Genomic DNA, 11,043 nt, shown 5'->3' on the forward strand with positions numbered 1-11,043 from the left:
CACCCGGCCTCAGGCGGCGTAGTCGCGGATGCGGGCATAAAGCTCCACATCGCCGCCCCAGCTGTCGGCGAGGGTCGGGATGGCCTTGGCGGCTGCCTCGCGCCAGGCGTCGAGGTCGGTGGGGGTTACCAGCGTCATGCCGGCTGCCTGGAGGTCAGCCTTGACCTTCTCCTCGCCCTCGGTGAACGCCGCCGTCACCAGCGCCGAGCCTTCGGCGATGGCGGCTTCCAGCCCCTGCTGGTCCTCGGCCGAGAGCATTTGCCAAGAGGCATCGGCCATCAGGATCGGACCGGGCGCCGCGAACGACCAGGCGATGAGGTTGACGTATTTGGCCACCTCGAAGAGCTTCTGGGCGAGGATGGTATCGAGCGGCGCATCGGCACCATCGACCACGCCGGCTTCCAGCGCCTGATACATCTCGCCGAAGGGGATGGGGGTGGGAACGGCGCCAAAGCCCTGGAAGACCTGCGGATAGGGCGGCAGGTCGGCGACGCGCACCTTCTGGCCGGCGATGGCGCCGAGCGTCTCATAGGGGCCGTTGCGCGAGATCACATGGCGGGTGCCGCGATGGAACCAGCCGACGATGCGCACGCCCGATTCGGCCAGCATGCGCTCCTTCCAGCCCTGCCCGATCTCGCCATCGACCACGGCCTGCCAATGGGCATTATCGCGGAAGAGATAGGGCGCATCGAGAATGGCGAGTTCCTTGAGGTGCACGCTGGCGCCGCCCGGCGAGGCCAGCAGCATGTCGATGCCGCCGGTGCGGATCGCGACATTCATGTCGCGCTCGGTGCCCAGCTGCGACGACGGAAAGACCTGCAGGTCCACCCGGCCGGCAGAGCTCGCCGCGAGCGTCTTGGCGGCCAGCTCGAGGCCCAGATGGAACTGGTGGGTCGGCGCCAGCACATGGCCCACGCGCAGCGTCGTGGCTTGCGCAAAGGCCCGGCCCGTGCCGAGCAGCGCGGTGGCGGCCAGTGTGGCACCCGAAAGGGCGAGCATGCGGCGGCGTGTCATCGTTTCGGTGATGGTCATGGTCTGGGGCCTCCTCCTCGGCGCATTGGCCGATCATTGATCTTTGATACTTGATCAAATCATGAAGCGGGGTTGGCTGCAAGAGGGTGGGTGGTCGATGCTGGCTGGGATGATGTCGGCGCCTGGCGGCTGCCAGCGGGTGCCCAACGCCCCGGCCTCCATGCATTTGCCCGCGACTGCGAGGCGGTTGACAATGATCGGGCTTGGGCGCATGTGCCGCGCAGTTTCTTGCCCGGGCGCCTTTCATGCCGGATCCGCTGTTCATCGCCGTCGTGATGCTGGCCGGCGTCGTGGTAGGCATGTCGAAATCCGGCATCGTCTCCAACCTCGGCGCCATCAACGTGCCGCTCCTGAGCCTCGTGATGTCGGCCCGCGATGCCGCCGGCGTCCTGCTGCCGGTGATGCTGGTCACCGACGCCATCGCGCTCTTCATCTATGCCCGGCACTTCGACCGGCGCATCCTCGCCATCATGCTGCCCGGCTGCCTTGCCGGCATCGGCATCGGCTGGGCGCTCTCGGCAGTGGTCGATGAAAGCGCGGTGCGGCTCGCCGTCGGTCTCGTCACGCTGGGCTTTGTCATCGATGCCATCTTTCCCCTGCGCAAGAAGCTTTCGGGCCTGCCGCCCTCGCGGCTCTGGGGATCAATCTGGGGTGGCGTTTCGGGCTTCACCAGCTTTGTGAGCCACACCGGCGGCCCGCCGTTCCACATCTATGTCCTGCCCCAGAGGCTGGAGCCGGCAGTGTTCGCGGGCACGGTGGCAGTGTTTTTTGCCATCGCCAATGCGGTCAAGCTCGTGCCCTATTACTTCCTCGGCCAGTTACAGACCGCCAATCTGCTGCTCTCGGCCCTGCTCGTGCCCACAGCCCTCCTCTCCATGGCGGCGGGCGTCTTTCTTGTTCGCCGCATCTCAGGCAAGGCCTTCTACCGCATCGCCTATACGCTGATGGCGGTGTTTTCCCTCAAGCTCATCTGGGATGGTGCGACCGGCCTTATCGGCCTCGCCTGAGGGGAACGCCCCGCTTTGGTCTCGCGTTGGCCCTTCGATACCCACGAAGGACCCAACCAACGATCAAGGAGATCTCATGAGCATACGTCGCCAGCAGCAGCAACGCACCCTCGATGCCGATGAATTCGCCCGCGTCGAGGCCACCCGTCATCCCGCCATCGCGGATCTGTCCGATAAGGATCTGGGCGACGCGCTGGGCTGGCTGCGCGAGCGTCGCGACCGGGCCCAGCAGTTGGCCAACCGCCAGAGACGGGCGGTGCGCGGCAAGAGCGACAGGCCGGCGGGCTTTGATCAGGCCGATGCCGGCAATCGCGAGAAGGCGGCGATCCTTGGCGAAGCCGTCGCGCGGGTGAACAAGGAGCGCGAGCGGCGGCGCGCGGCGGCCAAACGCGGCGATATGGTGGAGCGGGCCCGCTCGGCGCTGGCGGCGCGGCGATCCCTCGGCGATGCGCAGCATCCTGAGGCGGGTCGCACGGCGCGCAAGGGCTTCAAGCCGGTTGACCGCACCAAGCCGATCTCGCCCAAGGAACGGTCATTCCCTTAACGAGACGCGGTTGCGCCCGGGGCTCAGCGTCGGGCGCCCGCTCTCAGTTGGGCGAATAGAAGATGTGCGAGCCGATAGCCGCCACGCGGCGGAAGCTCTTGGACCAGTGCGGGGCAACAGCGGTGGTGTGATAATAGAGCACCGAGCGCGGCAGCATGTCGGGCGTGTCGCCCTTGACATAGTCCGCATAGGCGTCCTCGGCCATCTGCTGGGCGCGGCGCCAGGCGCGCGGCTCGGTCGCGACATCGGAACGACCGTCGCAGGCGAAGGTGAACTGGCAGCGATAGCGGCCCTTGTCGGCGTTCTGGTAGATGACGCCGCACAGCGTCGAGGGATATTTCTTGGAGAAGGCGCGGTTGATGATGACATTGGCCACCGCCCACTGGCCGTCTTCGCTCTCGCCGCGCGCCTCGTGGTAGATGGCCTTGGCAAGGCAGTCGCGCTCTTCGGTCGCCAGCTTCACGCGCTTGCCGGTGGGCACGTAGCCGCCCTGGACATAGGCGGCGAGCGCATCGGTCGAGACGGTTGAACTGCCGAAGTCGACCGCCGCGATCGCGTCGAGGGCCGGATTGCTGCGGCGTTCGATATAGCTCGAGAGGACATCGCCGGTAAGCGGCTGGGGCGGGCCCGGCACGTCGAAGGCGTTGAAGGATTCCAGCGCCTTGCGGCGCTCGACATAGGCGGACAGCACCGCGCTGGTCAGGGCCGGTTGAGCCGGCTTGGCGCGAAGGGCCGCAAGTTCACTCGACAGGGGTGCGGGCATGACGCCGGCGGACGCGGCGTTCTCGGCACGAGCCGTGATGGCAAAGCAAAACGTCATGGCCAGCATCGCGATGACGAAAGTCATCGAGCGAGCGAGCCAGCGCCGTGCATTGGCAGCTTCCAGTCCCGTCAATCCCCGTCCTTCCCCCGACACCGCCCCCAAAGGCAGCACCAGCAAGCGTCCTGATGCGAGACCCCGAACCTAGCCGAGTGCGTCTCGCGATGGAATCAGAATTTACAGACGCTTAACCATGCTCCTTAGCAACTTAAAGCAAGGTTAATGGCTGGGACAAGCCAAGGAAAGCCCTGAAATTCAGGGACTTATGGGGTGGTGAAGGCGAGGTTTCGGGATTGGCTAAAAGTTAATTCGTTTACCATCGTTGCCGCTGGGCCACATTTCGCCGGCCAATCACGCGGCGCCTGGTCAGCGCCGGAAGGCGAGATGGTGCAGCGATTCCAGGCTTTCGAGGACCGCGGCGCACAGTTCAGCGACCTCTTCGGAGGGATGGAGCAGGTCCGGCACCATGATGGTCTGCATGCCGGCCGCCGCCGCGGCGCGCACCCCGGCATGGGAATCTTCGACCGCAAGACAGTGCAGCGGATCGATGCCCAGCCGCGAGGCGGCCATGAGATAGGGCTCGGGGTGCGGCTTGGGGTTGGTCACATCCTCGCGCGTTACGATGGTTTCGAACATCGAGAGCAGTCCGGCCCCGCCCAGATGGGTATGGGCGTGCACCGAGCGCGACGAGGTCGCCACAGCAAGGGGAATGCCGCGCCCGCGCAATTCGTCGATGAAGTCGCGCGCCCCATGCTTGACCGGCACGACGCCCGCCATGCGCTCATGCATGTGGGTGCGGCAATGGTCGTTGAAGAGCTCATAGGGGAAGCTCACGCCATAGGCTTCCACCAGCAGCCGGTTAGTCGCCTCGTGGCTCGACCCTACCATCGAGAGCTGGATGGTGTCGGTCATCTCGAAGCCCAGGTCGCGGGCCACGTCGAACACGATCTCGCGGAACACCGCTTCGGTGTCGAGCAGCGTGCCGTCCATGTCGAAGATCACGGCGGAAAAGGGCTTGAGGCTGGTGTCGGGCGTCTTGAACATCATACCGATATAGGGCGATTTGCCCGGGCCTGAAAGGGCGTGCCGGCTCAGCCCTGGTTTGCCGGCACCGCATCGGTCGGAGCAGCGGGAGCCCCGTCATTGGCGGGCGCCGTACCCTCGGCAGGGGCCGCCTCATTGGCCGGCGCACCCTCTGTCGCTTCTGGCTCGGCGACGGAAAAATCGAGCGTGATCGGGGCAGCCTTGTCCGAGGCGATGTCGCGCGCCCGGTAGCGCAACTGGTAATTGCCAGGCTCGGCGCCCGAGAGATCGAGCGTCATGACGATGAGGAAATCGCGCACCCGCACCCGTGACTGCTGCACGACCTGGAGGAAATCGGGCTGCTCGAGCAGCACCGTGCCCTCGGGCGAGAGGATTTCGAGATCGATGTCGAAGCCGAAGCGATAGCCATCGCCTTCCGCCAGCCAGCCGAAACCCACCGGCTCGGCATAGACGATGATCGGCTCGCCCGGCGCGAACACGGCATCGGGGCGCGCCTCGTAATCGCCGAACTCCGCATCCTCGCTTGCAACGAACAGCGCCTCGCGGAAAGTCAGGGGCGTGGCTTCCCACGCCGCATAGACCGCCTCTTCGGCGGCTGCGATGGCCTCGAGGCTCTGTGCCTGCACCGGGCCGGAGAGACCGAGCCCCGCCATGCCCAGGCCCGAGCAGAGCGCCATGAGCGCCACGCTCTTCCGGGCAAGCCTGCCCCATGATGCGCAATTATGGGACTGGTGGTCGGTCATGGCCTGTCTCCTCTCCTGCCCCTCAACGGAAATGCTAGCCCCTCGTTCCCGGCGCGGCAAGCGCCCCCGCGCCATGTGCCCTCACTCGGGCACCGGCTGGTGCCGCAGGGCCGCGGCCGGGGGATCGGCGGGGGCGAAGACGGCGATGCGCTGCGGGCCGGCCAGCGGAATGCCGCGCTCTTCGAACACCGACATGACCTTGGCGAGAAAGGCGCGCTTGGCCGGCCATTGCTTGCCCGGCAGCGCCTTGATCTGGGCCCTGACCGTCACCCCGGTCTCGGTTATGGCCTCGACGCCGACCCAGTCGAACTCACCGATCACGCCCTCGCCCGCCGGGCTTGCCTTGACCCAGGCGAAGGCATCGGCCATCGCCGCCTTGACCGCGGCGAGATCGGCGGCATGGGCCACGGCGATGTCGCACATGGCGACCGAATAACCGCGCAAAAGGTTCGAGACCGTCGTCACCGCCGAGAACGGGATGACGTGATAGGCGCCATTGCCGTCCCTCAGCGCGGCCGAGCGGATGGTGAGCCGTTCGACCGAGCCGGTGACCCCGGCGATCGTCACCACGTCGCCCACATCCATGGCGCCTTCGAGCTGGATGAAGATACCGGTGATGATGTCCTGCACCAGCTTCTGGGCGCCAAAGCCCACCGCAAGGCCGATGACGCCGGCCGAGGCCAGCAGCGGGGCGATGTTGATGCCCACTTCCGAGAGCGTGAACATCGCCGCCATCACCACGATGGCGATGGTGGCGGCATTGCGCATCAGCACCAGCAGCGTGCGCTCGCGCGCCTTGAGCGGCGGGCCGGAATCGGGGTGGAAGCGATAATCGACCCAGGAATTGAGCGTGAGCCAGGCGACGAAGGCCGCAAGCAGGATCGCCGCCACCGTGAGCGTCGATGTCGCCACCCGCGCCCCCAGCTCGGATTCGAGCCAGCCGCCGAGATCGAACAGCCCGAGCTGGTCGAGCACGAAGGCGAACACCATGATGAAGACGAGGAGGCGCAGCGCCCCCAGCGCCTTCGGCACGAAGGCGTTGAGCCGCGTCTCGAGCAGCGGCACGCGCTCGGCCACCCGCGGCGGCACCCGAACCCCGCCCATGATCAGGCGCCCCAGAAGGTGCGAGACCATGAAGCCGGCCACGATCGCGGCGACCAGCTTGGCGGTATTGCCGAGGATGGGCAGCACTTCGGTAGTGGGCTGCACCACGACCACCACGAAGAGCCCGATGAGATAGGCCAGCACCGGCAGGTGCCAGAACTGGGCGAGAAAGCTCATCCCCGAGCCGGCGCGCGCATGGGTGAAGGCCACGAGCCGCGCGGTCACCCGCTCGCGATAGTTGAGCACGAGGTTGACCAGCAGCGCCAGCATCACGGTCAGAACCGCCACCGAGACCATGGTGCCGGCATCGGCAGAAAGGCTGCGATTGGCGATGGGTACGAGCAGCAGTTGCCCGAACACCAGAACCGAGACCAGCACCCGGGCCCGTCGGGTCAGCTCATAGGCGTCGGCATCCGAAAGCGGCAGGCCGCGCAGCTCGGCCCGGCGGGGAGACAGAAGCGCGCGGATCAGCGCCTGGCTGCCCTCGACGAGGAGAAAGGCGTTGAGGAAGGCCGAATGATGGAAGGCAATAAAACCCGGCGTGCCGAAAAAAGTGAGCGCCACGATGTGGCCGATGGCCCAGGCCAGCGCCACGAGCACGAGATTGCCCAGCGTGATGAAGAGCGCGGCCAGAACCCGCACCACGGCGGTGCCGAAGCGGGCTTTGGCGAGCAGCAGGCGGCGCAGCCGCTCGCCCACGAGCCGCAGCACAAGAAATGTCGCATAGGTAATGAGCGCCAGCAGCACGAGGTCGAGCAATTGCCGCCCGAGCGCATCGAAGTCGCCGCTGCCGATGGCGCCCAGCGTGCCGGGAAGGCCGGTGAGCTGGCGCCAGAAGCGCGCCGCCGAATCGGCCGCCACCTCGGCGGTCTGCTTGGTCATGTCCGCGAGCCGGCCGCCGAGCGAAGGGGCCGGAGGCGGAGCGGCCTCGACGGGGCCGGCGGTGTTGCCGATCTGCGCCTCGAGCTCCTCGATCAGCGTCTGGCGGGCCGCGTCGTCCTTGAGCACTTCGACGAGGGTTTCGAGCGGAGCCGCCTCGGCAGGAGCCGTCTCAGTTGTGGATGCCTCCTGCGCCGATACGGGGATGGCCATGAAAAGGCTGGCAAACAGGGCCACGATAAGGTTACGGACAAGAGGGGGCATGGAACCTGATGTTCGTTGAAAGTGATTGGGCGAAGTGACGACGCGGAACGCTGCAAGGCTGAAACGGGACGGGCGCAGCGGATATTTCATCCGTAATGCCATACGCCCTTAAGGCCCGAATGGGACCGCAATTCGGCCCAACCGGCAAGCTTTGCTTGCGCAGACGAATGGGGGGCTCGCCAGCCGGCGGCTTTTCGGCCATGGCTGGCAGGTGCTAGGAGAGGCCATGGCATTTTTCGACCCCTATGCCCTGTTGGGCCTTGCCCGATCGGCCAGCGAGGCGGCCATCAAGTCCGCCTATCGCAAGGCGGTGCAGACGGCGCACCCGGATCGGGGCGGCGATACCGACAGCTTCATTGCCATCGTGCGGGCTTTCGGGCTCCTGTCCGACCCTGATTCGCGCCGCCTCTACGACACGACCGGCATCATCGACGATGAGGGCGTGCGCAATGCGCGGGCCGATGTGCGGGTCATCCTCGCCGACATGTTCGATGCTGCCGTGCAGTCGGCGGTGGCGAGCCGACTCGACCTGTCATCGGTCAATTTCATCGAGCAGATGCAGGAGGCGGTGAGGGCCGGCCTCTCCGAGACCCGGCAGGACCACAAGCGCATCGGCAGCGAGATCGAAGGGCTCAACGCCCTGCGCGCCCGCATCCACCGCCCCGACGGCGAGGAAAATCTCTTCGTCATCCGCCTCGACCAGCAGATCACCGCCAAGGCCACCGAACTCGCCCAGCTCGGCCGCCGCGTCGTGCTGCTCGAGACCGCCGTGGTGGAACTGGGCAACTACCAGTCCGAAACCGAACTCATCACCGCGCTCGAAACGGCCGACTGAGCGCAGGGACGAAGCTGGGCCGGGGCTGGGCCGCCGGCGGAGCGGGTGCCGTGCTTTATTGGATCTTCATTGCAAGCGGACTGCCCTCGTGCTTCGAGACGCGGCTGATGCCGCTCCTCAGCATGAGGGCTGACGGATCGAGCGACAAAAGACTAATGGGTCAACGGGACAAGGGCCTCCAGGCATCCGGAGACCCTCATGCTGAGGAGCCCCGCAGGGGCGTCTCGAAGTACGAGGGTCGGGCACCCCACCCTCGCCTCCCTCACACCACCACGATGCCCGCGTGCTTGGCTTTGTTTTCTGGTTCCACGTGAATCGTTACCTGCGCCCCGTCGACGGTTTCGCGCAGCTTGGCCTCGATATTGTCGCAGATGGCGTGGGCGGCCTCCACCGTCATCGAGCCGGGTACGACGAGGTGGAAATCGATGAAGGTGATGCGCCCGGCCTGCCGCGTGCGCACGTCATGGGCCTCGATGGCGCCATCGGCATGGGCGGCAATCAGGCGGCGGATGGCCCCGAGGCGCGCCGGCTCCACCGCCACGTCCATGAGCCCGCCGACGCTTTCGCGCAGCACCTGCCAGCCCGACCACAGGATGTTGACGGCGACCAGCGCGGCAAGGATGGCATCGAGCTGGTGCCAGCCCGTCGCGATGACGAGGCCGACACCCACGAGCACCCCGATGGTGGAGACCACGTCGGTCATCAGGTGGCGCGAATCGGCGACCAGCGATGGCGAGCGCAGCCGGCGCCCCTCGCGCCCGAGATAAGCCGCCCATCCCAGGTTGAAGAGCGTGGCCAGTACCGAGATGGCGATTGCCCCGGCCTGCCATTCCACCGGCTCGGGGTTGAAAAAGCCGCGCCAGGCCTCGAGCCCCACCAGGAGCGCCGCCACCGCGATGAACATGCCGATGATGACGGCCGAGAAATATTCGGCCTTGTGATAGCCATAGGGCAGGCCGGCATCGGCCGGGCGCGCGGCGAGCCGCACCGCCACCAGCGCGGCAACGGCCGTCACCACATTGACCACGCTTTCGAGCGCATCGGCATAAAGGGCCACCGAGCCCGTGGCCCAGGCCGCATAGGCCTTGAGCCCGAGCACCGCGACGCCAACGACAAGGCTGCCCATGGCGACCCTGAGCGCGAGGTCCGCCGAGCGGTTGTGGGGAAGCTGAGTTTTCATCACCGCGCCTTAGCGACACCGGCATAATCTGACAAGTCCCTGTATTTGCGAGTGATTTTCAGAAGCGCTCGCATCGGACCCGGCCGTTGCCGGAAAGGTTTGACCGCTCAAGGGCATGGCCCTAGAACGGGGGCCAGCGCAGCGTTCCTTGAGGAACTGAAACAGAGGCCGGTGCGGTCGACCCAAATCGGGGACCAAGCCCGGCGCTGCATTAAGCCTTGTGCGGAACTCTGCCTCTTGAACCAGAGAGGCGAGACATGATCGATCTGCCAACCCTGCCCCCCGGCACCGGGGTCATGCTCTGCGGCCATGGCAGCCGCAACACCCGCGCCGTGGGCGAATTCGCTCGGCTCGCCGAGGCGCTACGCACCCGCCTGCCCGGCGTGCCGGTGGAATATGGCTATCTCGAATTCGCCGATCCGGTCATCCGCTTCGGGCTCGACCGGCTGCGCGAGCAGGGCGTCCGCCATATCCTTGCGGTGCCCGGCATGCTGTTTGCCGCCGGCCATGCCAAGAACGACATCCCCTCGGTGCTCAACACCTACAAGGCGGCCCATCCGGGGCTGGCGCTGACCTATGGGCGCGAACTGGGGGTCGATACCCGCATGCTGCGCGCTGCCGGGGAGCGCATCGCCGAGGCTATGACCGGGGTTCCCGCCTCGGCCCGCACCGAAACCCTGCTGGTGGTGGTGGGGCGCGGCGCGTCGGATCCCGACGCCAACGCCAATGTCGCCAAGGTCATGCGGCTCCTCTGGGAGGGGATGGGCTTTGGCTGGGGCGAGACGGCCTATTCGGGGGTCACCTTCCCGCTGGTCGCTCCGGCGCTCGAGCATGCGGCGCGGCTCGGCTATCGCCGCATCGTTGTCTTTCCCTACTTCCTCTTCACCGGGGTTCTGGTCAACCGCATCTACGACGCGGTCGACGCAGCCGCCCTCGCGCATCCGGAGATCGAATTCCTCAAGGCGCCCTATCTTTCGGATCATCCGCTCGTGGTCGACACCTTTCTCGACCGCATCCGCGAGATGCTGGTGGGCGAGAACCTGATGAACTGCGCGCTCTGCAAATATCGCGAGCAGGTGCTGGGCTTCGAGGCCGAGCAGGGGCTGGCGCAGGAAAGCCACCACCATCATGTCGAAGGCATCGGCGGCGGGCTCGAAGGCTGCCCCTGCAAGGGCGACTGCGATTCCTCCTGCCGCGACGAGGCTTTCTGCAAGGCCCACGGCCTGCCCTTCACCCCGCTGCACAGCCACGGACATGATCATGGGCATCACCATGGGGATGGCCACCACCATCACCACGGCGCGCCCGCCCACGCCCTGCTGCGCCCCGCGCTCCCCCCGCTCACCAGCTTTGCGCCGCCGATGGCCCACCATGGGCATGATCACGGTCATGACGACCATCACCACCACCCCTACCCGCATGCCGACCATCCGCTCGGCCCCGTGACCCTGCCCAAGGTGCCGGGCCGCCTCGCCCGCAAGCTCCGGGGCGAGGCGTGAGGGGCGCGTTTCGACACGGGCCTCGCCCCACCCTAGGCGTGGAAAACCCGAAGGACCTCATGCTGAGGCGGCCCGCCCAGCGGGACCTCGAA

General features: G+C 66.7%; 10 protein-coding genes. 4 read left to right on the forward strand and 6 right to left on the reverse strand.

The annotated features are described in order from the left end of the window. Positions 1-9 precede the first annotated feature (9 nt). Positions 10-1,032 carry a TRAP transporter substrate-binding protein gene (locus tag BT183_RS09425; RefSeq protein ID WP_072341999.1) on the reverse strand — a complete coding sequence of 341 codons (1,023 nt, stop codon included), beginning with the start codon at positions 1,030-1,032 and terminating at the stop codon, positions 10-12. 245 nt (positions 1,033-1,277) lie between these two features. Between BT183_RS09425 and BT183_RS09430 the strand changes: the two genes are divergently transcribed. Both BT183_RS09430 and BT183_RS09435 read left to right on the forward strand, forming a co-directional pair. After that, positions 1,278-2,039 (forward strand): sulfite exporter TauE/SafE family protein, encoded by a 762-nt coding sequence (locus tag BT183_RS09430; protein WP_072342002.1) that lies wholly within the window; start codon positions 1,278-1,280, stop codon positions 2,037-2,039. A gap of 76 nt (positions 2,040-2,115) precedes the next feature. Beyond that, positions 2,116-2,583 carry a hypothetical protein gene (locus BT183_RS09435; protein ID WP_084603422.1) on the forward strand — a complete coding sequence of 156 codons (468 nt, stop codon included), beginning with the start codon at positions 2,116-2,118 and terminating at the stop codon, positions 2,581-2,583. A 43-nt stretch (positions 2,584-2,626) separates the two neighbouring features. On the opposite strand, the gene BT183_RS09440 is transcribed toward BT183_RS09435, so the two are convergent. From BT183_RS09440 to BT183_RS09455, 4 genes are all read right to left on the reverse strand, one after another. After that, entirely contained in the window at positions 2,627-3,478 is an 852-nt protein-coding gene (locus BT183_RS09440) for a cell wall hydrolase (protein WP_143145744.1), read from the reverse strand. A gap of 291 nt (positions 3,479-3,769) precedes the next feature. Then, positions 3,770-4,447, reverse strand: coding sequence for an HAD family hydrolase (locus tag BT183_RS09445; RefSeq protein WP_084603551.1), 678 nt, complete (start codon positions 4,445-4,447; stop codon positions 3,770-3,772). A 47-nt stretch (positions 4,448-4,494) separates the two neighbouring features. After that, entirely contained in the window at positions 4,495-5,190 is a 696-nt protein-coding gene (locus tag BT183_RS09450; protein ID WP_143145745.1) for a hypothetical protein, read from the reverse strand. 81 nt (positions 5,191-5,271) lie between these two features. Next, positions 5,272-7,437: a mechanosensitive ion channel domain-containing protein gene (locus BT183_RS09455; RefSeq protein ID WP_072342011.1), complete on the reverse strand. Its 2,166-nt coding sequence runs from the start codon at positions 7,435-7,437 to the stop codon at positions 5,272-5,274. A 226-nt stretch (positions 7,438-7,663) separates the two neighbouring features. On the opposite strand from BT183_RS09455, the gene BT183_RS09460 reads away from it, so the two are divergent. After that, the gene (locus tag BT183_RS09460; RefSeq protein WP_084603552.1) at positions 7,664-8,272 is read left to right on the forward strand and encodes a DnaJ domain-containing protein; all 609 of its coding nucleotides are present in this window, start codon (positions 7,664-7,666) and stop codon (positions 8,270-8,272) included. Between the two features lie 262 nt (positions 8,273-8,534). Here the strand turns inward: BT183_RS09460 and BT183_RS09465 are convergent, their stop codons facing one another. Beyond that, a complete protein-coding gene (locus BT183_RS09465; RefSeq protein ID WP_072342016.1) occupies positions 8,535-9,452 on the reverse strand; it encodes a cation diffusion facilitator family transporter in 918 nt (305 codons plus the stop codon). 257 nt (positions 9,453-9,709) lie between these two features. Between BT183_RS09465 and BT183_RS09470 the strand changes: the two genes are divergently transcribed. Continuing rightward, on the forward strand, positions 9,710-10,951 hold the full coding sequence (locus BT183_RS09470; RefSeq protein WP_072342018.1) for a sirohydrochlorin chelatase: 1,242 nt from the start codon (positions 9,710-9,712) through the stop codon (positions 10,949-10,951). The last annotated feature ends 92 nt before the right edge of the window (positions 10,952-11,043 follow it).

Source organism: Devosia enhydra (genome assembly GCF_900119845.1).
In the GTDB taxonomy this organism is placed as follows: domain Bacteria; phylum Pseudomonadota; class Alphaproteobacteria; order Rhizobiales; family Devosiaceae; genus FPKU01.

Bases quoted from the DNA above. Each gene is read 5' to 3' on its own strand.
- BT183_RS09425 (WP_072341999.1), bottom strand. From the start codon at position 1,032: ATGACCATCACCGAAACGATGACACGCCGCCGCATGCTCGCCCTTTCG.
- BT183_RS09430 (WP_072342002.1), top strand. From the start codon at position 1,278: ATGCCGGATCCGCTGTTCATCGCCGTCGTGATGCTGGCCGGCGTCGTG.
- BT183_RS09435 (WP_084603422.1), top strand. From the start codon at position 2,116: ATGAGCATACGTCGCCAGCAGCAGCAACGCACCCTCGATGCCGATGAA.
- BT183_RS09445 (WP_084603551.1), bottom strand. From the start codon at position 4,447: ATGTTCAAGACGCCCGACACCAGCCTCAAGCCCTTTTCCGCCGTGATC.
- BT183_RS09450 (WP_143145745.1), bottom strand. From the start codon at position 5,190: ATGACCGACCACCAGTCCCATAATTGCGCATCATGGGGCAGGCTTGCC.
- BT183_RS09455 (WP_072342011.1), bottom strand. From the start codon at position 7,437: ATGCCCCCTCTTGTCCGTAACCTTATCGTGGCCCTGTTTGCCAGCCTT.
- BT183_RS09460 (WP_084603552.1), top strand. From the start codon at position 7,664: ATGGCATTTTTCGACCCCTATGCCCTGTTGGGCCTTGCCCGATCGGCC.
- BT183_RS09465 (WP_072342016.1), bottom strand. From the start codon at position 9,452: ATGAAAACTCAGCTTCCCCACAACCGCTCGGCGGACCTCGCGCTCAGG.
- BT183_RS09470 (WP_072342018.1), top strand. From the start codon at position 9,710: ATGATCGATCTGCCAACCCTGCCCCCCGGCACCGGGGTCATGCTCTGC.